This window comes from Gordonia gummivorans (assembly GCF_022513585.1).
Taxonomy (GTDB): domain Bacteria; phylum Actinomycetota; class Actinomycetes; order Mycobacteriales; family Mycobacteriaceae; genus Gordonia.
The window spans coordinates 47,581-73,912 of the sequence record NZ_JAKWBF010000017.1 but is presented as its reverse complement, the minus strand read 5'-3'; the positions used below and the strand labels follow the sequence as shown (position 1 = coordinate 73,912).

Annotated in this window: 26 protein-coding genes; 7 read left to right on the top strand and 19 right to left on the bottom strand. The window is 66.9% G+C overall.

Features of this window, described 5'->3' with window-relative positions:
- Positions 1-68: 68 nt before the first annotated feature.
- From cofG to typA, 7 genes are all read right to left on the bottom strand, one after another.
- A complete protein-coding gene (cofG, locus tag MKW15_RS13910; protein ID WP_240859126.1) occupies positions 69-1,307 on the bottom strand; it encodes a 7,8-didemethyl-8-hydroxy-5-deazariboflavin synthase CofG in 1,239 nt (412 codons plus the stop codon).
- A complete protein-coding gene (locus tag MKW15_RS13905; protein ID WP_240859229.1) occupies positions 1,307-2,785 on the bottom strand; it encodes a flavin-containing monooxygenase in 1,479 nt (492 codons plus the stop codon). Before MKW15_RS13905 ends, cofG begins: the two co-directional genes overlap by 1 nt.
- A 92-nt stretch (positions 2,786-2,877) precedes the next feature.
- Positions 2,878-4,005, bottom strand: coding sequence for an FO synthase (locus MKW15_RS13900; protein WP_240859124.1), 1,128 nt, complete (start codon positions 4,003-4,005; stop codon positions 2,878-2,880).
- A gap of 57 nt (positions 4,006-4,062) precedes the next feature.
- Positions 4,063-4,428, bottom strand: a complete 366-nt coding sequence (locus tag MKW15_RS13895; protein WP_240859122.1) for a facilitated glucose transporter — start codon at positions 4,426-4,428, stop codon at positions 4,063-4,065.
- Positions 4,428-5,312 carry an N-acetyl-1-D-myo-inositol-2-amino-2-deoxy-alpha-D-glucopyranoside deacetylase gene (gene mshB / locus MKW15_RS13890; protein ID WP_240859120.1) on the bottom strand — a complete coding sequence of 295 codons (885 nt, stop codon included), beginning with the start codon at positions 5,310-5,312 and terminating at the stop codon, positions 4,428-4,430. Before mshB ends, MKW15_RS13895 begins: the two co-directional genes overlap by 1 nt.
- A gap of 36 nt (positions 5,313-5,348) precedes the next feature.
- Positions 5,349-7,199 carry an ABC transporter family substrate-binding protein gene (locus tag MKW15_RS13885; RefSeq protein ID WP_240859119.1) on the bottom strand — a complete coding sequence of 617 codons (1,851 nt, stop codon included), beginning with the start codon at positions 7,197-7,199 and terminating at the stop codon, positions 5,349-5,351.
- A gap of 61 nt (positions 7,200-7,260) precedes the next feature.
- Positions 7,261-9,171: a translational GTPase TypA gene (typA, locus tag MKW15_RS13880; RefSeq protein ID WP_240859117.1), complete on the bottom strand. Its 1,911-nt coding sequence runs from the start codon at positions 9,169-9,171 to the stop codon at positions 7,261-7,263.
- Positions 9,172-9,321: 150 nt separating this feature from the next.
- On the opposite strand from typA, the gene MKW15_RS13875 reads away from it, so the two are divergent.
- Positions 9,322-9,498: a hypothetical protein gene (locus MKW15_RS13875; protein WP_240859112.1), complete on the top strand. Its 177-nt coding sequence runs from the start codon at positions 9,322-9,324 to the stop codon at positions 9,496-9,498.
- 629 nt (positions 9,499-10,127) lie between these two features.
- Here MKW15_RS13875 and MKW15_RS13870 read toward each other — a convergent pair.
- Genes MKW15_RS13870 through MKW15_RS13860 form a run of 3 tightly spaced genes read right to left on the bottom strand, consistent with a single transcriptional unit; the run spans position 10,128 to position 13,825 of the window.
- Positions 10,128-11,144: an ABC transporter ATP-binding protein gene (locus MKW15_RS13870; protein ID WP_240859110.1), complete on the bottom strand. Its 1,017-nt coding sequence runs from the start codon at positions 11,142-11,144 to the stop codon at positions 10,128-10,130.
- Complete coding sequence (locus tag MKW15_RS13865; RefSeq protein ID WP_240859227.1) at positions 11,145-12,770, bottom strand: ABC transporter permease; 1,626 nt, start codon at positions 12,768-12,770, stop codon at positions 11,145-11,147.
- Entirely contained in the window at positions 12,770-13,825 is a 1,056-nt protein-coding gene (locus tag MKW15_RS13860; protein ID WP_374247152.1) for a thiamine ABC transporter substrate-binding protein, read from the bottom strand. Before MKW15_RS13860 ends, MKW15_RS13865 begins: the two co-directional genes overlap by 1 nt.
- A gap of 491 nt (positions 13,826-14,316) precedes the next feature.
- Here MKW15_RS13860 and MKW15_RS13855 point away from each other — a divergent pair, with 491 nt between their 5' ends.
- From MKW15_RS13855 to MKW15_RS13840, 4 genes are all read left to right on the top strand, one after another.
- Positions 14,317-15,177, top strand: coding sequence for an Rv1157c family protein (locus MKW15_RS13855; RefSeq protein WP_374247150.1), 861 nt, complete (start codon positions 14,317-14,319; stop codon positions 15,175-15,177).
- 268 nt (positions 15,178-15,445) lie between these two features.
- Entirely contained in the window at positions 15,446-16,306 is an 861-nt protein-coding gene (locus tag MKW15_RS13850) for a hypothetical protein (protein WP_240859108.1), read from the top strand.
- Positions 16,303-17,532, top strand: a complete 1,230-nt coding sequence (locus MKW15_RS13845) for an alpha/beta hydrolase family protein (RefSeq protein ID WP_240859106.1) — start codon at positions 16,303-16,305, stop codon at positions 17,530-17,532. Before MKW15_RS13850 ends, MKW15_RS13845 begins: the two co-directional genes overlap by 4 nt.
- A complete protein-coding gene (locus MKW15_RS13840) occupies positions 17,529-18,221 on the top strand; it encodes a lysoplasmalogenase family protein (RefSeq protein ID WP_240859104.1) in 693 nt (230 codons plus the stop codon). Before MKW15_RS13845 ends, MKW15_RS13840 begins: the two co-directional genes overlap by 4 nt.
- Before the next feature lie 4 nt (positions 18,222-18,225).
- Here MKW15_RS13840 and MKW15_RS13835 read toward each other — a convergent pair whose 3' ends face one another.
- Both MKW15_RS13835 and MKW15_RS13830 read right to left on the bottom strand, forming a co-directional pair.
- Entirely contained in the window at positions 18,226-19,728 is a 1,503-nt protein-coding gene (locus MKW15_RS13835; RefSeq protein ID WP_240859102.1) for a sugar porter family MFS transporter, read from the bottom strand.
- Between the two features lie 140 nt (positions 19,729-19,868).
- A complete protein-coding gene (locus MKW15_RS13830) occupies positions 19,869-20,387 on the bottom strand; it encodes a hypothetical protein (RefSeq protein ID WP_240859100.1) in 519 nt (172 codons plus the stop codon).
- Between the two features lie 112 nt (positions 20,388-20,499).
- On the opposite strand from MKW15_RS13830, the gene MKW15_RS13825 reads away from it, so the two are divergent.
- Positions 20,500-21,075 carry an HhH-GPD-type base excision DNA repair protein gene (locus MKW15_RS13825; protein WP_240859098.1) on the top strand — a complete coding sequence of 192 codons (576 nt, stop codon included), beginning with the start codon at positions 20,500-20,502 and terminating at the stop codon, positions 21,073-21,075.
- A 77-nt stretch (positions 21,076-21,152) separates the two neighbouring features.
- A complete protein-coding gene (locus tag MKW15_RS13820; protein WP_240859096.1) occupies positions 21,153-22,100 on the top strand; it encodes a hypothetical protein in 948 nt (315 codons plus the stop codon).
- Between the two features lie 74 nt (positions 22,101-22,174).
- Here MKW15_RS13820 and MKW15_RS13815 read toward each other — a convergent pair whose 3' ends face one another.
- Genes MKW15_RS13815 through MKW15_RS13785 form a run of 7 tightly spaced genes read right to left on the bottom strand, consistent with a single transcriptional unit; the run spans position 22,175 to position 26,306 of the window.
- On the bottom strand, positions 22,175-23,527 hold the full coding sequence (locus MKW15_RS13815) for a WS/DGAT domain-containing protein (RefSeq protein WP_240859095.1): 1,353 nt from the start codon (positions 23,525-23,527) through the stop codon (positions 22,175-22,177).
- Between the two features lie 25 nt (positions 23,528-23,552).
- Positions 23,553-24,110, bottom strand: coding sequence for an alkaline shock response membrane anchor protein AmaP (locus MKW15_RS13810; protein WP_240859093.1), 558 nt, complete (start codon positions 24,108-24,110; stop codon positions 23,553-23,555).
- Positions 24,107-24,715 (bottom strand): DUF6286 domain-containing protein, encoded by a 609-nt coding sequence (locus MKW15_RS13805; protein ID WP_240859091.1) that lies wholly within the window; start codon positions 24,713-24,715, stop codon positions 24,107-24,109. The genes MKW15_RS13810 and MKW15_RS13805 overlap by 4 nt, the downstream gene beginning before the upstream one ends.
- Complete coding sequence (locus MKW15_RS13800) at positions 24,705-25,223, bottom strand: Asp23/Gls24 family envelope stress response protein (RefSeq protein WP_240859089.1); 519 nt, start codon at positions 25,221-25,223, stop codon at positions 24,705-24,707. The genes MKW15_RS13805 and MKW15_RS13800 overlap by 11 nt, the downstream gene beginning before the upstream one ends.
- Positions 25,216-25,398, bottom strand: a complete 183-nt coding sequence (locus MKW15_RS13795; RefSeq protein WP_240859085.1) for a DUF2273 domain-containing protein — start codon at positions 25,396-25,398, stop codon at positions 25,216-25,218. The genes MKW15_RS13800 and MKW15_RS13795 overlap by 8 nt, the downstream gene beginning before the upstream one ends.
- Positions 25,399-25,404: 6 nt before the next feature.
- The gene (locus MKW15_RS13790; protein ID WP_240859083.1) at positions 25,405-25,788 is read right to left on the bottom strand and encodes a hypothetical protein; all 384 of its coding nucleotides are present in this window, start codon (positions 25,786-25,788) and stop codon (positions 25,405-25,407) included.
- Positions 25,785-26,306 carry an Asp23/Gls24 family envelope stress response protein gene (locus tag MKW15_RS13785; RefSeq protein ID WP_240859081.1) on the bottom strand — a complete coding sequence of 174 codons (522 nt, stop codon included), beginning with the start codon at positions 26,304-26,306 and terminating at the stop codon, positions 25,785-25,787. The genes MKW15_RS13790 and MKW15_RS13785 overlap by 4 nt, the downstream gene beginning before the upstream one ends.
- Between the last annotated feature and the right edge of the window lie 26 nt (positions 26,307-26,332).

The window sequence follows — 26,332 nt, the reverse complement described above, 5'->3', positions numbered from 1 at the left end:
GTAGTGCACGATCAACGCTTTGGGACGCACGGTCAACGGTTTGGGAGGCACAGTCAACGGCGGTCCGGTCAGGCTACTGCGGGCCACGGATGACCGGTGGGGCGGGTGTCGGCCGCCAGCCCGGTCGTCGGATCTGTCAGCGCCGCAACATGTTCGGTGAGCGATGGATCGATCCACCGGTCGGCGTCGAGGACGTAGGGCGGCTGAGCGGTGATGCGCTCGGTGAGCGTGAACTCCGACTCGGCGGTGATGCGGGCGAGCACATCGAGGTTGGGCCACGGACGTTCGGGGTTGACGTGGTCGGGAGTGAGCGGAGAGACCCCACCCCAATCGTCGACGCCCGACGCGATGAGTGCGGCACATTCGGCCGACGACACCAGATTCGGTGGTGCCTGCACTCTCATCTGTGATCCGAGAACGATCCGCGCCACCGCGACGGTGGCCAGGAACTCGGTCATCTCCGCATCCGGTGTGCCGCGCATGGCGGTGTCGGGCTTGGCGCGGAAGTTCTGCACGATGACCTCTTGGATGTGTCCGTGCGCACGATGGACGTCGGCGATCGCGAGCAGGGATTCGGCTCGTTCCGTGAGGGTTTCGCCGATCCCGACGAGGATGCCGGTGGTGAACGGCACCCCGACCGCGCCGGCGTCCTCGAGTACCTGCAGACGCACCAGCGGGTCCTTGTCGGGGCTGCCGTAATGCGGCTGCCCCTTCTCGGTGAACAGGCGGCGAGACGTGGTCTCGAGCATCATCCCCATCGACGGGGCCACCGGCCGTAACCGGCGCATCTCCGCGGCGCTCATCACACCCGGATTCAGATGCGGGAGCAGGCCGGTCTCTTCGAGTACGGCGACCGCCGCCGCCCGCACGTACTCGAGGGTCGACGAGTAGCCGCGCGCTGACAACCACTCCCCGGCTTGCTTCCACCGATCCTCCGGGCGATCCCCGAGCGTGAAAAGTGCTTCCTTGCAACCGAGTTGCGCTCCTCGCCGTGCAAGGTCGACCACCTGATCGAGTTCGAGGTACATCCCCTCGCCGGCGCGTGCCAACTTGCCCGGCACCGTGACGAAGGTGCAGTAATGGCAACGGTCGCGGCACAGTCGCGTCAGAGGAACGAACACCTTGCGCGAGTATGTGATCTGACCGGCGCGCCCAACCGCGGCCAGCCCGGCGTCACGGATCTGGCCTGCGATGGCTTGCAATGCGACGAGATCCTCTCCCGCACAAGACAACAGGGCGACCGCACGGTCGAGGCCGATCGGTTCGCCCGCCCGCGCCGCGTCCAGCGCCTGGACGACACTCGTCATCACACACTCCCCTCGTGCATACCCGCCGATCGGGGCGGCCCCGGCAGGAACGGCCCTGCGTCGAACGTACCGTTGCGTTCCCGGAACGACTCGGCGGTCCCCGGCCACAGCAGCGTGAGCCGACCACTACGTGGGTCGACATACCAACTGTCACAACCGGTCAGCCACACGGTGGCCGCACTGCGTTCGTCGATCTCGCGGGTGTAGGCCTCCTCCGCGTCGGCGGTCACCTCCAGCCATCCGGTGCCGGTGGCGGCAAGATGGTCGAGTGCCCCGAGCACGTAGTCGAGTTGTGTCTCGATCATGTAGATGGCCGAGTTGTGACCGAGTGCGGCGTTGGGGCCGTCGATGACGAACAGATTGGGAAACCCGCTGACCACCGTAGACGCGTACGAGACCATGCCATCGGCCCAGTGGTCGCTCAACAGTCGTCCGCCGCGACCGGTGATGCGACGCGCTGCGGGCGGTCGGGCGGCTTCGAAACCTGTTGCCATGACCAGGACGTCGAGATCGTAGCGACGACCACTGCGGGCCGTCGCCTTGCTCTCGGTGACCGACACCAGCGCACTCGGCTCGAACGTCACGTTCGGCTGCTGCAGCGTCGGATAGAAATCGTCGCTCAGCAGTATTCGCTTGCAACCGATTTCGTAGTCGGGTGTCAGCGCCCTGCGGAGTTCGCCGTCGGCCACCTGTCGGTGCAGGTGGTTGCGTGCACGCTCCCGGATCTCATCGATGTCGGGGTGCAATCCGAGCCGCTGTCGAAACGCCTGGTCGGCATCACGAAGCATCTTGTCGCGCACCGCATTCGCGACCACCGGGTCGAGCATTTCGTGACGTTCGGCGCTCGTGTACGAGCGGTCATCACGCGGCACCACGTAGGGCGCGGTGCGGCTGAACACGACGAGTTCCTCTGCCGCGCGAGCGAGGTGAGGGATCACCTGGACCGCCGACGCCCCGGTCCCGACCACGCCGATGCGTGCTCCGTCGAGGTCGAGTCCTTGGTGCCACGCGGCGGTGTGCACCACCTCGCCGGGGAACGCCTCGAGCCCATCGATGTCCGGCAGCCTCGGCTCCGACAGGCGCCCGACCGCCATCACCAGTGTCCGTGCGCGGATCGGCCGAGCGGCGCTCCCGGTCAGGCGATCGGGTCCCGACCGTACCGCGTCGACGGTCGTGGTGATCTCCCAGCGCCGTTGCACCGCATCCCATCTCGCGTGTTCGAGCTCCCGGCCGAAATGGATGTGGCCGCCGATGCCCTCCTCGGCGACCGTGCGCTCGAGATAGCCGCGGATCTCGGCTCCACTGGGGTACACCGACGCCCAATCCCCGGGCGGCCGGAAGGAGAACGAGTACAGGTGCGCCGGGATGTCGCAGGCGATGCCGGGATAGGTGTTGTCACGCCATGTTCCGCCGACCGCGTCGGCCCGCTCGAGCACGACGAAGGATTCGGTGCCGCGCCTGGCGAGTAGCGTCGCCATGCCCAGACCGGCGAATCCCGCTCCGATGATCGCCACGTCCACATCGACGCCCGCGCGGTCACGGCCGATGCCCGCCACCGGATTCGCGCCGTTCACCGAGAAACCCCGCCCAGCACAGTCAGCCGATCGGCTGCCGGTTCGCCGTAGCCGGTGGTTCGCTGACGCAGCGTGCGTCCGGCGCGCTCGGCGATCGCGGTCAACCCCTCAGCGGTGAGAACGCGACCGGCCTCGGGTCCCGCGTCGGGCATCAACTGACCGTCGAGCAGCAGCCCGCCGATGTCGTCGGCTCCGCCCCGCAGGAGACGGTCCACGACCGGTGCGTCGAGCTTGGTCCAGGCAACCTGAAGATGATCGATGTGTCCGAGAGTCATCAGTCGCGCCACTGCGTGGACGGCGCGCGTCTCGCGTTCACCGGGCGCCGCGACAGCGATCGAAGCGAGGTGGGGTCCGGCATTCACCGGCAGCATGGGCATCAGGATCAGTTCGTGGAACCCGTGGGTTCGTTCGGCGATGCCATTGAGCGTGCGCAGATGGGCAACCTGCTGTCGCGGCGTTTCCACATGTCCGTACAGCATGGTCGCGGTCGAGAACATTCCCGCTCGGTGGGCCGCCTCGATCGTTTCGACCCATTCGGCGACGGTGAGCACCGGAGCATTGCCGGCCAGCGCGCGGCGGACGTCGTCGTCGAGGATCTGCGCTGCGGTGCCCGGCACCGAACCCAGGCCGGCGTCGCGTAGCCGCGCCAGGTACTCGTCGAGGCCGATTCCCATGCGCGCCGCGCCGTCGCGTACCTCCGCCGGACGGAACGCATGCAGGTGGAGGTCCGGCGCGGTGGCCGTGATGGTGTCGACGAGCCGCAGGTATCCATCGGCAGGCGCAGCCGCGGGTAGCGGACCCTGCATGCAGATCTCGGTCGCACCCAGATCATGTGCCTCGGTCACGAGATCTTCGAGCGTGACCCCGGACCGGCCGAGGGCCGCGACCGTTGCGGTGTCGAAATTGCGGTTCACCACGAACGTCAGCGCATCTGCGCCCACTGCACTTACACGCGCGGCATCGGCGAGATCACACAATTCGTCGAGTTCGTCGCCGGCCGCCCCGAGGAGCTCGGCCCAGTCCGCGTCACTCGCAGCCGACGGGTCGTTCCGCACCCGACGCAGGGCATTCCGGACATCGCCGATCGGAGCGCGGATGTCCTCGGCCCACGCGCGCAGCACCATACCCACACTGTAACGCCGCGCCTCGAAGCCCCTGCCGACGGCTGAGACACGCCCTGGTCAATGTCCCGGCAGTCGTCCCGACCACACGAGGGCAGTGGGTAGGCCGGCGCCGAACAACAGGAGCAACATCGTCGGAATGGCCAATCCGGTGTCGGAGGCCAGCAGCACGTCCCCGCCCGGGCCCGGGAAGGCACCCACGAACACGCCGACCGCCCACCCGATCAGTGGGGCGAACCGCCACAGCGTCGTCGTGTATCCGGCGGCGAGCCAGAGCAGTACACAGTTCACCAGACCGGCGATCACTGCGGCGACGGGCACCGCGACCCCGCCGAAACGCACATACGCGAACGCCAGTGACAGCAGGCCGACCACCACACCGTCGACGGCGAGCAGAGCCACCATCACCCGGTCGATCGCACGCATCAGTCGATCCCGGCGAACAGGTCGGTCTCACGCGCATCAAGCGGCGCATGCGCATCGACGCGAATGAAATGCTCTTCATCGAAGATCGGCTGCACGATGTTGTTCGACAACGCGTATTCCGTACCCGACGGCGCGACCGTCACTTGCGTCGCATGCGCGGCCAGTGCCGCCACCTTGCGGTCGAGAACGGCGCTGACATCGACGGCAGCGGTGATGAATTCGTCTGCATAGCTGGGCAATTCACCGGGTTCGGGCATCCGCCAACCATCCGGGACACGCGTCGCCGCGGCCGCCAGTCCCGCCCGCAGCGCGCTGTACTCGGTCACCGACTCGTACACCTTCGGCGACCACGATCCCGACCCCGCAGCACCAGATACCGCTGCCAACGCTGCCGCCGTGACTTCGTGCACCAGTTTGTGGTCGGGATGCCCGTACGTGCCCGCCGAGTCGTAGGTGACGACGACCTGCGGCGCAAAGGATTCGAGAACGTCCACGAGTGCTGCCACCGGCTCGTCGAACGGCGCTTGCACCAACGCACGCGGATGCCGAGCCGACGGCGAACCCGCCATCCCGGAATCCCGCCAGCGGCCGGCGCCACCGAGGAACGACGGGGTCAGGGCCGCGCGACCCGCCGGACTCAGCGCCGCAAGCGCAGCGCTCAACTCGCCGATGCGAAAGCCGCCCAACTGGTCGGCTCCACCGTCGGCCACCAGTTGCGCCCACCGATCACCGATGACCTCGCCCTCTTCCCCGAGCGTGAAGGTGAGGACCCGGACGTCGACACCCTCGGCGAGGTATCGCGCAATGGTGCCGCCGGTCATGATGGTCTCGTCGTCGGGATGCGCATGGACGAGCAGCAGGCGCCGACCACCGGGTGCGCTCATGACGCAACCTCGCTCACCGGCGGCCGCGCATGCCGGTCACGCCAGGTCCCAGACGCCGGCGGTCCCGAAGATGGAGACCTGGATCGGACCGGTCACGGGCACGTTGACCACGCTCTCGGTGACCCCCACCATCATGCTGTCCTGGTAGAGCGGTAGGTAGATCGCGGCGTCGGCCAGCAACGGCTCGGCGGTGTTGAGCGTCGGGATCGGATCCACCTCCGACAGCGCCTCCCGGGCCAGACCGATCAGCCGGGCGTCGCAGAGCCCGGAGATGTTGCTGGTGTAGCTGTTGTCGGCATCGGTGTCGCTGGGCGCGACGCTGGTCGGTGTCGGCGGTGTACTCAGCGACGGTTCGGTCCCGGGCTTGGGCTGATCGCAATCCACCTGTGAGGCCAACGACGCCGCCGGGGGTACGCCGAGACCACTCCAGCCGACCACGAGATCGACCCGCTGCCGGGTCAGGGCGGCACCGTAGAGCTCGCTGTTGGGCATGGTGAGCACCTGCGACCGGATACCCGCGCCCCGCAACTGGTCGACGATGCTGGCGGCAGCCGACGTCGACCGCGGATCACCGCCGACCGCACCGATGCGAACCACCAGGTCCCGACCGTCCTTCTGGTACGGCGCGACGCCGACCGGCAGCGGACGGACATCCCCGTCGTCGGCGGCCTGGCCGGGCGTCGGCGCTCCACGCCGATATCCGGCCTCGGCCAGCAGCGCGGTGACCTGAGCCGGCGTCGGCCGGGCACGGTTCACCGGCGTGTACCCGCGATCGGACGGGGCGAACACCGTGTTGGCGTAGCGCTGGACCGTCCAGTCGCCGGCGCCGGCGAACGTGGTCAGGGTGGGGTCGACGAGACCCAGGATCGCCCGACGCACCTGGGGTGAATTCATGGTCGTGGTACGCGCATTGACGCTGATACCCAGCGAGCGGGCGGTCAGGCTCCGATCAAGGGTGAGTCCCGGGACCGCTTCCAACTGAGCCTGCGTCGAGACGCCGGCACCCAGCGCGACGATCGACGAGTCGCCCGAACGCACCGAGTCGAGCATCTGCGACGTGTTGCCGGCTCGGCGAAGCACGATCTGGTCCAGACGCGACGGTTCCATCCAGTAGCGATCGTTGCGGGCCAGGCGCACCTCGTCGCGGGTCGTGTCGATGCCGACGATCGCGAACGGTCCCGCCGACACCGGCTTGCCGGTGTCCATGCCCGTCTGGAAACCGGCCGGTGCCCCCTTGAGAACGTGACTCGGGAGCAGGTTGGTGAACAGCTCACGCCAGGCCGGATACGGTTGCGCGAAGGTGACATTGACGACCTTGCCGCCCTCACGGGTCTGCACCGAGTCGATCAGCCGGTAACCTGCGGGCGCAACGACGTTGGGTTGACGCGACATCTGCTGCCACAGGTAGCTGAAGTCGTCGCCGGTGACGGGCAGACCGTCGGACCACTGTGCGTCGGTGTGGATGTGATAGGTGACCGTGAAGGGCTTCTGCGAGGTGACCTCGGCCGACGTGACGAAGGCCTTTTGCAGCTGCCACTGCACACCCGCGGGGGTCTGAACCGGCGCGAACACGCTCGGCAATGTCATGGCGGCGATCGCAGTGGTCACCGGGCTCTGGTCGGACGCGATGTGCGGGTTGAAGCCGGCACCCACGGAATCGGTCGCGATGTAGACGGTCTTCGCGTTCGGGTACTCCGTCGGCGTCGGCAACGGGCCGGTGTCCCGCACCGGTGGCGGCGGATCGGCCTGGCATCCCGACACCAGCACCGTGATCGCCACCATCGGCAGCACCAGCAACAGCCAGATTCGACCGCGTCCACGTGTCGTCGCCCCACGCGTTGTCGCCCTACGTGTTGTCGCCGCAGCACTCACGTCGCTTACCCCCATACAGCCAGCCCTGCACATGCCGGGCCCGTTGCGGACCCGGCAACACACACCCGCCCGGCGATCAGCTCACCGCCGCGTCGCGCGTCTTGGCGCGCGAACGTTCGCGGGCACGGGTCGTCGCATCGAGGTGAACCTTACGCACCCGGACCACCTCCGGAGTCACCTCGACACATTCGTCGGCGGCACAGAACTCCATCGCGCCCTCGAGATCGAGCTGCATCGGCTTGGCCAGGGTTTCCATCACGTCGGCCGACGACTGACGCATGTTGGTCAGCTTCTTCTCGCGCGTCACGTTGATGTCGAGGTCCTCCTGGCGCGGGTTGATACCCACCACATGACCCTCGTAGGTCGCGTCGCCGGGGTCGACGAAGAAGGTGCCGCGGTCGGCGAGCTGGATCATTGCGAACGGCGTGACCGAACCCTGACGATCACTGACGAGCGAGCCGGTGTGACGGGCGCGGATCTCGCCTGCCCAACCGTCGTAACCGTCGAAGACCGCGTTCGCGATCCCGGTGCCACGGGTCTCGGTGAGGAAGTCGGTGCGGAAGCCGATCAGGCCACGCGAGGGCACGATGAACTCCATTCGCACCCAGCCGGTGCCATGGTTGTTCATCTGCTCCATGCGGCCCTTGCGGGCAGCGAGCAACTGGGTGACCGCACCCAGGTATTCCTCGGGCACGTCGATCGTGAGGTGCTCGAACGGCTCCTGCACCTTGCCGTCGACCTTGCGGGTCACCACCTGCGGCTTGCCGACGGTCAGTTCGAACCCTTCGCGACGCATCTGTTCGACCAGGATGGCCAGCGCCAGCTCACCGCGGCCCTGCACCTCCCACGCGTCGGGGCGCCCGATGTCGAGGACGCGCAGCGACACGTTGCCGATCAGTTCGGTGTCCAGGCGCGACTTGACCATGCGTGCGGTCAGTTTGTGCCCCGACACCTTGCCGGCCAGCGGGGACGAGTTGGTGCCGATCGTCACCGAGATGGCGGGCTCATCGACGTGGATGCGCGGCAACGCAACCGGGTTGTCGAGGTCGGCGAGCGTGTCGCCGATCATGATCTCCGGCATACCCGCGACGGCGACGATGTCACCGGCGACGGCGGACTCGGCGGGCGCACGATCGACGCCGACGGTGGCGAGGAGTTCGGTGATCTTGGCGCGCTCGACGACGGGTTCGCCATCAACCTCGCGGCACCAGGAGATCTGCTGTCCCTTGCGGATTGTGCCGTTGTGGATACGCACGAGCGCGAGGCGACCGAGGAAGGCCGACGCGTCGAGGTTGGTGACGTGCGCCTGCAGCGGCGCTGCCGGGTCGCCCTTGGGCGGCGGGACATGCTCGAGCAGGACGTCGAAGAAGGGATCGAGGTTGTCGCCCGTGGGCACCTCGCCGTCGGCGGGCTGCTCGGTGCTGGCCACACCGGCTCGACCGGAGGCATAGAGCACCGGCAGTTCCAGAGCCAGCTCGGCGGCCTGCGCGGCCTCGTCGTCGAGGTCCGACGCGAGGTCGAGCAGCAGATCCTGGCTCTCGTCGACGACCTCTTGAATGCGCGCATCGGGGCGGTCGGTCTTGTTGACCACCAAGATGACCGGCAGCGACGCCGCGAGCGCCTTGCGCATCACGAATCGCGTCTGCGGCAGCGGACCCTCCGACGCGTCGACGAGCAGCACCACACCGTCGACCATCGACAGGCCGCGCTCCACCTCGCCGCCGAAGTCGGCGTGCCCGGGGGTGTCGATCACGTTGATGACGACCTCGGTGCCGTCGGGCTGACGACGGTGCACGGCAGTGTTCTTGGCGAGGATGGTGATGCCCTTCTCGCGTTCGAGGTCACCGGAGTCCATCACGCGGTCGACGAGTTCGGCGCGCTCGCCGAAGACACCGGACTGCCGGAGCATCGCGTCGACGAGGGTGGTCTTCCCGTGGTCGACGTGCGCGACGATCGCGACGTTGCGGAAGTTGGGGGCAGCAGTCACTGGTTCTCTTTCATGGTGGAAATCGGCAGCCGGGATCCACGACATCGGGCCAACGCCGAGATCGCCTGTGCATTCTCAACCACTCAGGGTATCTGCTGGGTCGGTGAGAGCGCGATCACAGGCACGTGAACACCGTGCTAACCTCCGCACATGGGCAAGATCGATCCGGCGAAACTGGGCTCGATGCGCCCCAAGAAGAAGTGTTGCCGCTCGTCAAAGCGTTGCATGCGCTGCCCCGTCGTGATCCACCGAATGGGCAAACTCGACACGTCCGACATGTCCAAGAAGCAGCTCGGCAAAGCTCTCAAGAAGGCGCGGGCGCGCTGATCCGACGTGGTGCGTACTCGCTGACATACGGACGCCCCGCGAGCACCGAAATATGATGCATCAACCGATCGGTCGCCGAACGCTGTTGACCGACAAGCGCATCTACACTCAGCGGCCGCCCGACCACCAGCGACACGCGGGCCAGACTCGTGGATACGCACTGCGACTCTTTGGGCCGCCCTCCACGGCATCGCCGTCCTCGCGTCCAATCGCACCCTCGAACCGCTTGCTGACATCGCCGCGATCGAACCGAACGACCTGCGGGCAGTCGACGTCAACCTCGCCGTGGGTTGCCGCGGATACTCGAAGAGTTCGGTGACCACTCGCTGACCTGAGGAATTGATCGCGCCCAGCGCGTCCTATTGCTACAGATCCACGACGACTCGCGTCCGCGTGTGGCCGAACGCGAGTTGCGCCGTAGGTTTCAGCCAATATGTGGCACGGATCTACGGCATTGACGTCTGCGTGACACTCCGCGCTCTGCGACCCCGCCCGCCGCACACCGGAAATCGTGCGAGCCGCGGGGCACCCTCCCGTCCAGCATGCGGTTCAGCACGTGCTCACCGCCCAGCCGGCGTTGGGGCGCATCCCGACATAGCAGGGCGGAGCAGCTACTCACGCCCACAAGGTCACTCCCCGATCACCGCCACTCTCTCGCCCACCAGCCGCAAAGCGACTCGATCACCGGTCATGACGTCGTCGGATGCCATCGCGTCGATCTCCCCGACGTCGGTGCCGACGCGGACCTGCCGCCCGGTGGGCAGGTCGATCGCGCGCAGCACCGTCGCGGTTGATGCCGTGCCGTCCACCTCCGGCACCGCCACCACCGAATCCGCACGCAGTCCGATTCGCCGGTCGCCGTCCGGCAGATTCAGCCGCACGCTCCCGAGTGAGCACGAGGCGACACCGCCACTCACCCGCGCGTCGACGATCGTTCGACACCCGAGGAAGCCTGCGGTCCATTCATCCGCCGGTCGACGCCAGAGTTCGCCGGGCGGGGCGGTCTGCACGATCGCGCCCGCGCGCATCACCGAGATCGAATCGGCCATCAGCGCCGCCTCGGTGTGGTCGTGGGTCACGACGATGGTGGGCGTCGCAGCTTCGCGGACGATCTCCGCGATGTCGACCGCGAGCTGATCTCGCAGCCCCCGATCCAGCGCTGCCAACGGCTCGTCGAGCAACAGCAACCGTGGCTGCGGAGCCAGAGCCCTCGCCAAGGCAACCCGCTGCGCCTGACCGCCGGACAGTTCGCCCACCCGACGGTCGGCAAACCCGGGCAGATCCACCAACTCCAGCATCTGCGCCACGCGCTCGCCGATCTGCGCGCGTGGCCAGCGCCGCATCCGCAAACCATAAGCAACATTCGACGTCACAGTCCGACCACCGAACAACTGGCCGTCCTGGAACACGACACCGAAATCGCGCCGATGCACGGCCACATCGGCGAGGTCGTCGCCGTCGAAGCGAATGTCGCCCCGCGCCAACGGTTCCAGACCGGCGATCGCGCGCAACAGGGTGGACTTCCCGCATCCGGACGGTCCCAGCAGAGCGGTGAGGACACCGCCTTGCGCCCCGACTGTCCAGGTCAGTCCGTCGATGACCATCTCGGAGCCGTAACCCACGGCGACGTCGGTGATTTCGAGCATCTAGATCAGCACCCCGTCGCGCGGCCGGAACACTTCCACTCCGACCACCGCGATCGTGGTGGCCGCCACCAGGATCATCGACGCCGCCATCGCGGTGGCGAGGTTGTCGGCACCCGGTCGGCTCAATTCGGATCCGATGAGGACCGGCAGCGTGGTGGTGTCGGCACGGCGCAGAAACGATGCCGCCCCGAATTCCCCAAGGGCCATCACGAACGCGAAACCTCCTGCGGCAGTCAGTGATCTGCCGATGACCGGCAGGTCGACGTCGACGAAGACCCGTACCGGCCGGGCGCCCAGCGACGCCGCGGCGTCCCGGAGTCGTGGCGGTATGGACTCGAGAGCCGGCACCATCACCCGGATCACCAGCGGTATCGCGATCAGCGCCTGCACACATGGGATGACAGCGGGTGACGCGGCGATCTCATACGGCATGGTGGCCAGCACGATGAGATAGCCGAATCCCAATGTCACGGCACTGATCCCGAGAGGAATCATGGCGATCACGTTCGCGATCGCACCGACGGCACCGCGCGACGAATGCAAGGCGAGAGCCGCGAGCACCCCCACCACCAACGCGATCACCATCGCGAGCAGCGCCGTCGTGAGCGAATACCGCAGCGTGTCCAGCGGTGTGATCCCGTTGACAGGACGACCCAGCGCGCGATAGCCGTCGAAGGTCCAGGCCCCACCGGACTCTGGACAGACCGAACGGATGGCGAGGACCACGATGGGGCCGAGCAACAGCAGCCCGGTCCACAGCGCCGCGCCCACCGTTGCCACCCGAATCCACCTGCCCTCGGCCCGGTTTCGATATCTGCCGGAAATGCCACCGGCTCCCGAACCCGCCGGGTTCGTGAACATCCGCGCGAGTATCAGGGCCGCGACCACCACCGCGATCTGCACCATCGACAGCACGACGGCCTCGGGAATCCTGAAGTACCCGATGGCCTGGCTGTAGATCTCGGTCTCCAGAGTCTGCAACTGACCCGCACCCAGGATGATGATCACGCCGAAACTGGTGGAGCAGAACAGGAAGACCAAACCCGCCGACCCCGCGACCGCCGGCAGCAGTCGGGGCAGGACCACCGAGGTGAAGGCACGCACGCGGCTCGCACCCAGCGTGCGGGCCACGTCGGCCACCCGCGGATCGAGCGATCGCCACGAGGCTCCGACCACCCGCACCACCACCGCCACGTTCAGAAATGCATGCGCCATCAGCACAGCACCCAGTCCCGAGCCGATTCCCAAGAAATCCAAAGGCCCGGAAAGCACGGCGCGGAAGGTGATTCCGACCACGACCGTCGGCAAGACGAAGGGCACGGTGACCACGACGGCGAGCACGAGCGCAGCGGCGCCACCCACGCGCGCGTACAGCCAGACGATCGGGATCGAGACCACGAGCGCAAGCAGGGTCGAGGCGGCCGCCTGCCCCACCGTCACCGCGAGCAGATGCCATGCGTGGGTGCGCTCGAGAATGCCCGAGATCCCGCCCTCGGCGTCACCCGCGTCGGACATCCCTCGCCGCACCAGGGCGAGCACCGGCCACACGAAGAGGACGGCGATGAAGACAGCTGGTATCAGCCGCAGCGCCAGCCGCGCGAGCGCATCACCGAAACGGGTGGCCATCACCGCCCGACGGCGGTGCGCCACTGGTCCTGCCACTTTTCGAGGTTGGCGGCGATGTACTCGGGCGGCAGGCTCACCCGCCACGCGGGCACCGGGGCACTCTGCTCCCAGCCGTCGGGCAGCGGTGTGCCCTTCTGCACCGGGTACACATACATCGACCCCGGAAGTTCTTTCTGCACAGTCTGACTCAACATGAAGTCGACGAGCTTGCGGGCCCCGTCGGGATTGCGGGTGCCTTTGAGGATGCCGACGTACTCAACCTGGCCGAAGCAACTGTCGAGCAGAGCTTTCGTTCCGGGGGTTGCGGCCGGCGACGACGCGTAGGACACCACGATCGGCTTTGTGCCGTTCTCTGTGCCCGCGGTGAACTGTCCGTTGTAGGCGGTCTCCCAATCACCGACGATCGTCGCACCGCCCGCCACAACGGTCTTCCAGTAGTTCTGCCACCCCCCGCCGAGCACACCGATCGTGGTGAGCAGAAATGCCATGCCGGGCGACGACGTGCGGGGATCGATCAACACCGACTGACCCGCGTAACGCGGATCGGTGAGATCTCGGAAACTGTCGGGAGGCGCCACCCGATTCTCGGTGTACCACGTGTCGTCGATGTTGAGACACACGTCGCCACGGTCGACGGCGGTCAATTGGTCGGCGGCACCGGGCACCGCATACTCGGCGGCGCCGTCGGCCGCGGCCGGTGGCGTGTAGGCGTCGAATGCGCCGGCCTTGATCGGACGCGATGCGAGGGTGTTGTCGATGCCGTACACGGCGTCGGCCTTCGGCGCTCCCGGCGTCAGCGCCACCGTCGAGGCCAGTTGCCCGGCATCGCCGGCCTTGATGATCTTGAGGGTCAGCCCGGTCTGCTGGCGGAACGCGTCGAAGACCGACTGCGGCAGCACGAAGGAGTCGTGGGTCAGCAGCGTGACCTCGGCACCGGACTGGGCATCGTCGGCACACGCGGCCAGCACCGACGTGGCGAGTGCTGCCGTCGCGACCATCGCGAAGCCATGCCGCCACCACGTGCGAAGCCGTCCACCACGTCGCCGAACACTCATCATGCTCCTCGTGAACATGTCATGTGGCCCGCTCGCTTCGCTCCCGGCGCCACGGTCATCATGTGGCCCGCTCGCTTCGCTCCCGGCGCCACGGTCGTCATGTGGCCCGCTCGCTTCGCTCCCGGCGCCACGGTCATCATGTGGCCCGCTCGCTTCGCTCCCGGCGCCACGGTCATCATGTGGCCCGCTCGCTTCGCTCCCGGCGCCACGGTCGATGGATTTGCTACCGATCTAACCAGCTGTCGCCCCACCTGCACGACTACCGCCACGCACCGCCACTTTAGTAACAATTGCATCAATAACCTCAGTAATCACAGCAACAACGACCGGGCTACCTGGACATCGCCGGTGAACTGGTGCATAGAATGACCCGCGACAACCGACCCGCCTCGACCCTCTGCACACCGTCGCAGACCACGAGGCGGCACCCGAAACGTTCGGCCTGCGACCGTCACTCCCGCTCTCAGGCCCCGATCGATAGGACACCACCAGTGCGTTTCCCCGGGCCACTGACCCCGCGATCCCGCCGTTTCAGTGGACGTCAACCGGGGCGGTTTGCCTCGGCACGTGTCCTGACCGCAACCGCCGCAGTTGCCGCAGCCATCTCGCTGGCCCTGCCCGTTGCCGCACACGCAGCACCGACGCCACAGGCCCCCAAGGTGGATCAGCGAGTCTTGGACTCCTTGGGCGCCTTTGCACCGGCGATCATCGGTTCGGTCGCCACGCCGGGACCGGACGGTCGAATCAACGCCGATCTACTCCGCCAGGCCAAGACCCTCGCCGCCGCGCCCGGACTGCCACCCCAGGTGTCGGCGATCTGGCAGTCTGTCATCGACTTCCTCGGCGAACCGGGTCGTCAGGCGGTGGTCCGCCAGATGCGGGCTGCCGAGCGCAAACCCGGTGACCCGGAGATCCCCCAGGGCCCGAACAAGCCCAAGATCCAGGAATTCCTTTATCCGACACTCGGTTTCGGATGCATGGGTCCGGGTGGTAACTCGCTCGGCCGAGCACTCGTCACCGCCGGCCCGCAGAAGGCCCCGGCACCGGGTCCTCGACGCGGCGAGGCCGGCTATGTGTACACGAGCCTCGGCACCGGCCCGGCCATCAACAATCCGACGTCGCGCAAACTCTGGGTGACCTGGCTCAACATCGACACCGGCCGCACCGGTCAGACACAGCTCAAGCGCAATCCGAAGATCAACGTGAAGGAAGGCCCGGGCACCTTCACCGCCATCGCTCGTACCGGCAAGGGACGCATCATCTCCACCATCTATGGCGATGTGACCACCAAGACCAAGGGACGCATCTACACCTGCGGCATCGTGCCGACGATCGGCCTGGCCATCATCTGACGCCCAGCCTGCGACGACCCGGTCGCAGACCCACGACGTATCCCCCATCGCGACACCCCGGCCGCACGGTCGGGGTGTCGTTGTCTACAGCAAGCGTCCGAACAGCAGGAGCACGCCACATTCATCACTCGCCGATCGCGCCGAAGTCACAGCTCGGCTTCGCCACTTGCAGCATCCACCAACCCCGTGCACCCTTTTAACTTGAACAACATCTGTCACATCCGCCCCACGAGACACATGGGGCGGATTGCTCGGTTGAAGGAGCGTCATGGTTTCTCGTCGTTGGTTCACGCCCCTGCGTGCAGGTCTCGTCGGTGCTGCCGTCGCCGCAGCAGTCGTCGGCACATCGGTCACGGCGACCGTTCCCTCAGCCGCGGCCGAACCGCTGATCCCGCCCAACTCGCTGTCGCTGGAAGCAATCCCCTTCGACGGTGAACTCGCGTCCGCTGTCCGCATGCTCAAGGCCGCAGGCGTTGACCAGATGGCGATGCAGGCCGCACAGGCCGTCCTCGGCGCGGTCGGCAAACTGTCACCCGAGGACATCCTCAGTCGCGCGGGTGCCCTGTCCCTGACCGGCGACAAGACACAGGCAGCGCAGGCGCGGCCGGTTGCCGACATGGATCCCACCGCACTGCTCAAGGCCCTGGGTATCCAGACTCTCACCCCGTCGGTCGCCCCGTTCTGCGCCACACCCACCGCCGACAACCCACTCGGCCTGGTGACTGCCGGAGCCGGTGCGGTCGCCGGACCGTGGCCGTTGAAACAGGACCCGCTGCAACCGTTGGCACCCATCATCCGCATGATCCCCGGCGTCAAGGTCCCCGAGAAGCTCAACCTGGTCGGCGAGGGCGAGACCGCCTACGCCTTCGTGCCGGCGACCACCAACTCCGGTCCCGGCGGCAAGATGCAGGTGGCGTGGTTCAACACCACGACGTTCCAGGGCGGGTTCGCCGACCTGAGCCCGGTGACCGACCCAGCCACGCTGGCCCTGGTGCGGATGCTGTCCGGTGTGCGCCTGGCGCCGGTCAAGACGGGTAAGGGCACCATCCTCTCCGCAGTCTTCGGCACGGCACAAGTGGGCAACAACACCTGCTTCTTCCTCCCCGCGGTCGGTGTGGTGACGGCATGACGAAGCGCCGGCGGCGACGATCTGCCGCGATCGGTCTGATCGCCGCCGCGATCACCGCGGTCGCGCTGGCCGGCTCGATGCCCACCGCGGGCGCGATTCCCGAGCAGACGACACCGGGCGACACGACAACACCGGTGACCGCGGCCCAACCCGAACCCGCCGCGGACACCGTCGATGCCCGCGGTCCCGGCCAAGCCCCAGGGGTCGTCTACGCCAGCCGTGAACTGCCCCGTGCCCGGATGGTCAGCGGTGCGGCCGACGGCAATGCGTTCACCTACTGGAGCGTGGGCGCCGACGGAAAGCCGCATCTGTCCACCGGTGTGCTGATGATTCCGGGCGGGAAATCGCCGAGCGGCGGCTGGCCCATCGTCGCGTGGGCACACGGCTCGCGCGGGATCGCCGACAGTTGCGCACCGTCGGCACGCCCGGTCAAGGCCGACACCGACGAGATGCGCCGATGGCTCGGCCGTGGCTACGCCGTCGTCAGCACCGATTACGCAGGCGTCGGCACACCGGGCACACCTCAGTACTACGACCTCGACGCCACGGCCCGCAACATCGTCGACGCCCTCAAGGCGGCACGGGACATCTCTGATCGGCTCGCCCGCACCTGGGTGGTGGTCGGCGAGGCCCAAGGTGCCTCGGCAGCAATCCATCTGGCCCGCACGGCACCTACCCTGCAGGGATCCAAGCTCGACTTCCGCGGTGCCGCTGCTACCTCGATCCCGGCCGAATTCTCCTCGCTGCTCGGCAGTCTCGGACCGGGATCGGGAGTCATGCCGACCGGTCTCGCGGCCGATACGCTCTACACCCTCAGTGCGATCGGCAACGCCCACCGCGACGTCGATCTGAACACCTATCTCACCGACACCGGTAAGCAGTGGCTCGGCAAGGCGTCCACCCTGTGCGCGAACGATCTCGTCCGGCAGGCCAGCGGCCTCGTGATGGGTTCGCTGTTCACCAAACCGCTCGCCCGCAACACCGCGCTCAACGCGTTGCTCACCAAGGCTCTCGCACTACCCACCAAGGGCTTTGTGCGGCCGGTGCTGATGACTCAGTCACTGCAGGACACGTCGGTAGTAGTGCCGACATCACTGAAATATCTGAATGACGCCCGGGCCGACCGACGCGTCACCGCGCGAACCTATCTGACTCTCGACGCAACCCGGTCGAAGCAATTGTCCGAGAACGACACCCGAGCGTTCGTGGCGAGATTGCTGCGATGAGTCCGGTGGGTCCGCGCTGGTGGCGCGCACTGGGAGTCGCCTCCTACGCGACGGCCGCAGCAGCTGCGACGTTCTACGGCGCGACCGGCCCGCGCCGCGCCGCAGCGATGACGAAACCTGTTCCGCTGGCCCTGCTGGGCGGTTATGTCGCCGCCGGGTATCGACGCCGCACACCCCTGGACACCGCGCTGCTCACCGCGATCGTGGCGGCGTCGGCGGCGGGCGACCGTCTGATGCTGCTCGAGGAGTTCGAGACCGACCAGGATGCCAAGGACCGATATCTGCGCTGGGGCGCAAGCGTTTTCGGGGCAGCACAGTTGAGCTATGCCGCGGCGATGCTCCGCGCCGGGGCGCGACCCACGGCACGCCTGCTGGCGCCTCGGCTGGCCATCCTGACCGAGTCGGCGGTGGTCATGGCAGTTCATCGGCCGCGCCTGTTGACCGTCCTCGGGCCCTATGGTCAAAGCTTGGCGTTGATGTCGGCGTTGGCTGCCGATGTCAAGAATCCGCAACCACGCATGCGTATCGGCGGGTGGTTGTTCCTGGCGTCGGATCTGACGATCCTCAATCGTCGTCACCTGATCACGGATCAGCGCGTGCGCACGGCCGCCGAAGTCTGCGTTCTGGCAACCTATTTCGCGGCGCAAGCGTTGCTGGTGAGCGGTCTCGACAAGCTTTCGCGCGACTAGCCGATCAGGTGGCGGGACGAGGCACGGCCGCCGACAGCCGGTCGGCGACACCGTCCATCTCTTCGAGTTCCATCCCCTTGGTCTCCTGAACCCTGCGCAACACGAAGAAAAACGACGCGGCCGAACAGAAGGCGAAGAATCCGTATACCACGCCCAATCCCAGGTGCTCCGATGCCGGCGGGAACAGCATGGAGATGGTGAAGTTGGCGATCCAGTTGACCGCGGTGCAGACACCAAGGGCAACGCCGCGAATGCGGTTGGGGAACATCTCGCCGAGCATCACCCACATCACCGGGCCCCACGTCGCGGCGAAGAACACGACGAACAGGTTGGCTCCGATGAGTGCAAGGATGCCCCACGGATCGTCAAGGGTCAGACACTCTTTGGTGGTGTTGCCGGCCTCGCACATCACGTCACCGACGCTGCCCGATTGCTTGTAGGTGGCCTGCGTGAACGCGATACAGGCCATCAGCAGCCCGACGAACATGCCCACCGATCCGGCGAGCAGGAGTTTCTTGCGTCCGATGCGGTCGACGAACAGGATCGCCACAAAGGTCATCGCGACGTTGATGATCGCGGTGATGACCGAGGTCTGGAAGGATGCGCTTTCGCTGAATCCCACGGACTGCCACAGCGTGGTCGAATAGTAGAAGATCGCGTTGATGCCGACGAACTGCTGGAAGATGGCCAACCAGATGCCGATCCACACCAGTGGGTGAAGTCCGAAGGAATGGCCGCGGATGTCGGTGATCGAGGCCTTCGACTCCCGCCGAACGGTCAGTTTGATCTGCTTGACCCGTTCGAGCGGATGCGGTTCACCGGTCACCTCCTGCAGGATCCGCGCGGCCTCCTCGTCGCGGTTGCGACCGACGAGGTAGCGCGGCGACTCCGGAATCGTCAGTGCCAGTAAGCCGTACACCAGCGCCGGGATCACGCCGACGAGGAACATCCACCGCCACGCCTCGAGCCCGAACCACAACTCGTTGGAGGCCGAGCCCGCAGCGTCGGCCAGCAGGGCGTCGGACAACAACGCCGCGAAGATGCCGAGAGTGATGGCAAGCTGCTGCATGGATGCCAGGGCTCCGCGGAAACGCGCGGGCGCGATTTCCGAGATGTAAGCGGGCGCGATCACGGACGCGATACCGATACCGATACCGCCCATCACGCGCCACAGGAGCAGATCCCACACCGTCACGGTGAAGCAGGTACCGATCGCGGAGATCACGAAAAGGACTGCGCCGAGCAGCATTACACGTTTGCGTCCCCACACGTCGGCAAGCCGTCCCGCGAACCACGCGCCGACTGCACATCCGAGCAACGCGACAGCAACCGCGAAGCCGGTGAAGAAGCTGTTCAGGCCGAAGGTGTCCTCGATGGAATCGACCGCTCCGTTGACGACGGAACTGTCGAAGCCGAACAGGAAGCCACCGACGGCCGCGGCGACGCTGACCCCGATGACCTTTGCCGTGCGCTGTTCGGCAACCTCGCGCTGATGAGATTCAGACATGGCGTCGACCTCGCCGTTCGCAGTCCGGGCCTCTCCACGACCGGAGGGGCGCAACAAACCCAGGCTACCCATACGCGGTGCGAACAAACCGGAGATCGGGGCCGCGCGTTTCGGCGACGTGACTCCGCGTCGGCACAACCTCAGGCGGTGGCGCGACCGCTGCAGGTGGACTTCTTGGGGTTGACCATCGGAACAAAGGCCATCGCACCGATCGTCTGGTGGATCGTGAACGCCACCGGACCCGAACCGGGGTGAAGATCTGCTTGCCACCGCACCGACGGTGCGCGGCCGGGCACCGTCACCGAACCCGTGCGACCGGACTGCAGGTTTCGCCAGGTCACCTTGACCACGGCCGTGTACTCCAACGCTTGCGGACGGGTGAGGCTGTAGCCGATGAGCGAGATCGCAGGACCAGGCAGACCGTCTGCCGGGAACCGGATCTGGTTGTACACGTCGACGCGCACCGGCAGCGGGCCCAGCGGCCAGGGGTTCGCGCTACCGCACTTCAGTGTCGTGACGAAATTGGGCTCGGTGTATTCCGGGATCGCACTCGCCGAACCGACCCCGATCGTCGAGGTCAGGGCGACGAAAAGCCCGATCACCACCGCCACAGCCGACTTTCGTCGCCCACCGCGCATCTTCTCCACCCCGTTGATCATGCGGTCAGTCTAGAAGGGCGATCGGCCATCCACGGCGAATTGGGGCAGACGACCCGGTTGGCGTCGGCGATGCGCCCTGCCGCGATACACGCGGTTCTGCCAGACTCGAAGCATGGCCAAATTGCAGATTGCCCAGGACGAGAAGTCCGACGAACTGCTGTCGAGCGATCCGTTCGCGCTGCTGACCGGAATGTTGCTGGACCAGCAGTTTCCGATGGAACGAGCCTTCGCTGGTCCCGCGAAGATCCGGGAGCGGTTCGGCACCATGGATCCGGTCGCGATCGCCGACGCCGACCCCGAGGCGTTCGCCGACCTGTGCGCCACCCCGCCGGCAATCCACCGCTACGGACGGTCGATGGCCGGACGTGTCCAGGCGCTCGCGCGCGTCGTCGTCGACGAGTACGACGGCGACACGTCCCGGATCTGGACCGAGGCGAAAACCGGCGCCGACCTGCTGGCACGCGTCAACGCACTGCCTGGATTCGGCGAACAGAAGGCGAAGATCTTCACCGCGTTGCTGGCCAAGCAGCTCGGCGTCGCTCCACCGGGGTGGACCAAGGTCGTCGGCGATTACGGCAAGAAGGGCTATCGGTCGGTGGCCGATGTGACCGACCCAGAGTCGCTGCAAAAGGTCCGTGACTTCAAGAAGGCCGCGAAGGCCCGGGCCAAGGCGGCCGCAGATGGTTGACCACAGAGAGCTGACGACAGACCGCTGACACCCCAAGTACTCGCAGATGACCATCGCAAGCCACTAGGGTCGGGTTCATGAACCCGAACCAGCCGGACAACACTCCGGTCCGCGCTGCCCCCGACGCCGGGCGTGCAGTCGTCGAAGTGCCGTTCCGTCTGGGTTTCGCGATCACGGGCGTGGTGCTCACCGCAGCCGAATCCGCGGTGACCATCGCCCGCATCACCGCGAACAGCGTGCAGCACGAGGTCAGCCAAGCGATCGGCATGGAGGGCGACGAGCTGGGGAGTGCTCGGACGCCGCTTGCGCTGTTGAGTCAGCTGGCCGAACTCCTCGGCCCCGACCGTCCCTTCGGACGAATCCTGGCCACCGGTGGACCGCTCGAGCGTCTACTCAATCCCAACGGGGTGATCGATCGTCTGACCGCCAAAGATGGCCTGCTCGAGAAGCTGACCGAAACCGGGGGGCTGCTGGATCAGATGGCCGAGGACGGCGGCATCCTGGTCCGGCTCACCGCCAAGGACGGGCCGCTGGATCGGCTCACCCGCCAAGGCGGTGTGGTCGATCAGTTCACCGAGAACGAGGGCATCCTTGAACGACTGACCTCCGAGGGTGGGATCGTCGACAAGCTGACAGCCCCCGACGGTGTGCTGGAGAAGGTGACCGCACCGGGCGGCGTTCTCGACCGGCTCGCCGACGACGGCGGCCTGCTCGACCAGCTCGTCGGCGAAGGCGGAGCCGTGGAGCGGGCGATCGCACCCGGCGGCCCGCTGGATCGGATCACCGAACTCACCGAGGTGATAGGTCAGCTCGCACCCACCCTGCTCGCCATGCAGGAAACCGTCCACGAGCTCGGCGACACCGTCGACCTGCTCAACCAAACAGTCGCGCCGCTCGGCGGCCTCGCCGACCGCCTGCCCAAACGCCTCACCCGCACAAAGGGTTCGGGAACTCCCGGCGGGTCCGGCGGCACCGGCAACGGCGACAGCCCACCCAGCGACCGGAACGGGTACCCGCGCTCCTGAAATGCGCGCCGACCCGTCCCGATGGCTGGTGCGAGGAACGCAGGTATAAGCCCTGGTGAGACAACAATGCTGCCTCACCGGTGGTCGCGAACCGCACCCCGCCCGACTGCACCGATCGCAGCGGTGAGCAACCCGACGTAGCGATCGACGTCGGGCATCACCTCGGGTGAGGTGGTGACCGAGATCGCCACCGCGTCACCGAGTCCGTGCACGCCGTGCGTGAGTCCCTGGGCCGGCGACAGCGCGGGGAATCCGGTGCTGAACAGCACCCGGCCATGTCCGAGGATCAGGTCGTCGGGGCCACGATCAACCGATGACACCACGGTGACTCCGGTGACCGACGCGGGCGGTCTGGTGATGTCGAATTGCCTGACGCCCCAATGTGTCAGCGCTGCCGGTGTCGATTCCGACGCTCGGCGCGCCGCGGCACGCGCCGGAGTCATACTCGCCCGCCTGGCCGCGGCCACCGCATCGGCAATAAGCCGGGACCGCTCGGCGACATCGCCTACGTCGACACGCAAGTCGATCCCGACGTTCCGAAAATTGTTTCGCGCGTGCACATCTCCAGAACCGCCAACCGTGAGTTCGACGCCGAGAGCGCCCTCGGATTCACCCAGGTACGCCGGCAACGCCACGGAGATCGCGGTGAGTGCCGCCACCGTGACGCTCAATGGTGCTGCGCCAATTGAGTCTCTTGGCCCCGTGAGCTTTTCCCGGTCGACCACGATCACTCGCATGCTGCGATCCGCGCCGGATGGACGGTTGAGTGCGGTCGGGACAAAGCCGCCGCCTCCGATGACGGATGGCTCGTCCGACGCCAATCGGTAGGCGTGCATGCCTCGCCAGAACATTTCGGTGACCTGCATGGGTATCCGCGCGAGACCCAGGACCGACGCTCCGATCCTGCGCACTTCGCCGCCCGACGACCCGACGGTCTGGCTCATTCGAGCATCATGATCGGCCGGTGACGCGAGCAACTGTCGAGCGATCTGCGAGGTCACCCGGCCGTCGCCGAGCGCGTGTGCGATCTGTAGCACCACGACCACACCGGCCGAATCCGAACGCGGGACACCGACAAGCGGACCGAATAGGTGTAAGCGCCATGGAGCCGCCGTGGCGCTCACCTGCTCGGCGGTCAATTCGCCGAGGCGCGCGAGACATTCGGGCCACGTCCGGACCTGCTCGTGCACCCGGATCTGTGTTCGGTCGGCCGTCGCAGCGATCCAGTACGGACGGTCGACCGTGCCCGGCAGGTCCATGATGCACAGATTGAGGTCCGGAATCCGCGACGCCCGCGCGTACAGTTGGTCGGCGAGGGCGGTCATCGAAAGTCCGGTCTCGGCAAAGCAATACACCAGGAACTGATCATTCGGGATGGCCGCCGAGATCCAATACGACATCGCATCGGCGAATGCCAGTCGCTGCATGCGCGTCACGCTATCCCATTGATGCTCAGTGCCGCGGCTGCTCCAAATGCACAAGCGCCTGCACATGGAGGTCCGACCCGTCCACTGCGGCCCGGATGTCCTCGACGGCGTCGCCGACCACCCCCGCGATTTCGTCGTAGGAGCGCGTCGGACGTGCGCTGGCGACCAGTCGGATCATCTTGCGCGACCGGTCATCTGTCGCACGAACCGTCACCGTGTCGAACATCGGGTGCCTTGCGAGATCGTCGGCCACCGCGGACGCGATGAGTTTGGGCGCGACGACAAGGCTTCCGCTGCTGCCGCTGCCGTCGAGAATCAGATCGTCGACCTTTCCGGGCCGGATCATCGAGGTGACCAGACGCCATCCCCACACGACGGCGATCACTGCGATTGCCACCAGCACCCACGGCCAGGCGTTCGTCTCGCTGAACGAGAGTGGTGCGCCCGGATCGATCTCTTCGATCCATCCGGCAACCGGTTCCACACCGGTGCGCCAACAGATCGCACCGACCCCGACCGCCAGGCAAGCCAGGCCGACGATGCCGACCGTGATGCGATGCCACACAGCAGGTATGCGATTCATGCGTCCTCACCTCCACGGCGGACGAGCCGCACCTTTGATGTCATATGCGGCTCCACCCCGTCGAGCACTGCGTCGACGACGCGCGCGATCTCGGCCCGATCGACAGTGTTGCCGTGTGTGGTGACCGTGACCTTGGCGCGACGCCGTCCAACCACCGTCGTGGCGTTCTCGACACCCGGAAGATCACCGACCACCGCGCTGCACCGACGCGCGACATCGCCGCGCCGAGTCCACAGAACCTCGTATCCGACCAGCGATATGTGTGTACGCCGACGCGGTTTGACCGCGACCCACAGCATCCACAGACCGACGACCACGAGCGCGATCGCGGCCGGCCACATCCACTCCCACCATTCGATGTCGGCAAGCCATTGCGCCGCGCTGTGCAGCCACCCCGCGCCGTCGAGCCAACCGAGATAGACGAGCAGATCTCGGACCGCAACCACCGCGAGTCCGATGAGCGCGATTCCGGCGAACAGTCCGACCATCGCCGCGCCCGGTGTCGCGGCGGGCACGAAGACCTTGCCCGCACCGATGTCTGCCGTCTTGGCAACGGCAGGTTTGGGGTGGCTCGGGGTCGGTGAAACCCCTGTGTCACTGGTCATCTGCGTGCCCCTGGGTGTCGTCGGGGTCGTCAGGTGGCGACGGAAGGTCGACGAACCCGGATTTGTTCTGGCTGGAAGACTCTCGCGAGACGATCTGCGCCACCGTCACATCCACGCGCGACGGTCGAATCCCGGTGAGCCGGGCCAACTCGTCCGCGACGTGCGCGCGAACCTCGACACACACGTCGGTGATCGCGCACGGCCACCTCAGCGCCACCGTCACCGACACCCGAGGCGCCGACTCCGACATGTCGTCGACCCGCGCATGCGGGTAATCGGCGCCGACAATCGCCCGTCCCGGGCCGCTGCCGGACAGCAGCGACCCGACCACCCCCTGGTATTCGATCACCCCGTCGACCGCGAGAGCCGCTCGCACCGCGATCTTCTCGCCCACCCGGTTCGCGATGACGAGTGCGCCACGGGGATCGTCCACGGCCGGCGCCGTCAAGGCATCCGACGCGGGATTCACGTCGTCGACGCCCCGCTCGACGGTCACCGATTCAGCCACGGTTGCGGCTCCGCAGGAGCGCTCCGAGATCGACCACGCCGTCGCGCTGCAGTCCCAGCGTCAGCCCGACCGCCCCGAGAAGCACCGCGAGCACAAAGCCGCCGAAGCCGCCCGTGGTGGCGGCAATGGCGAGGAGCAGACCTGCGAACAAGCCCAATGTTGCGTTGTTGATCATCGACTTTCACCTTCGCGCCTCTGGTGCTGCGGACAGACTGTTGCCCGCATCGTCCATGGAGTTGTCTGGAGTGGAGTTGTCTGGAGTGGAGTTATCCGGGGTGGAGATGTCTTCGACGGTGACGTTCAGCGGATATCCGACGATCTGTTCACCGGCCGCGCGGGCGGCGGCCGCGACCGTCCGAAGGTCGTGGTCGATGTCGACCACGATGTGTACCTCACCGGAGTCGTCACCGAGCGCCACCCCGCTGACCCGACCGCCGGGCAGGTAGGTGGCGACCTCACCGAAGAGCCCGGCGTGCAGCCCGGTCACGCCCGGCACGTCGCGCACCGCGTCCGCGACGCGCTGCGCCGCGGAACCCGCCGCCGCATCGGTCTCGTCGGTGATCACTGGACTCGGGGTGTTTCCGAACCACTGTCGTCGTCACCGAAACTGATGTCGTGGACGGTGACGTTCACCTCGGTGACCTCCAGGCCCGTCATCTGCTCGATGGCACTGATGACGTTGCGCCGGATCGCGGCGGCGAGTCGATGGATGGCGACGCCGTAGTCGGCGACGATCGAGACATCGACGGCGGCTTGCCTTTCCCCCACCTCGACGTTGATGCCCTGCGTTGTGCTCACCGACGTTCCTGGGAGCACATCGCGCACCTTCCCCACCACCCGTTCGGTGGCGCCACCGACATCGTGGACGCCATCGATCTCGCGGGTCGCGATGCCAGCGATCTTGGCGACCACCGTGTCGGCGATCGAGGTTCTTCCCCGGTCACCGGCAGCGGCCTCGTCACGACGGGCAAGTGCGAGCCCCTTGCCCGCGCCCTTCTCCCCCGATGGGGTCGGTGTGGCGGCGGATCCCTCGTCGGTGCCATCGGTGGCAGTTGCCTCGACGTGTGCTGAGCGGTCGGACACCTCAACCCCTTCGTTCGACGTTTTGC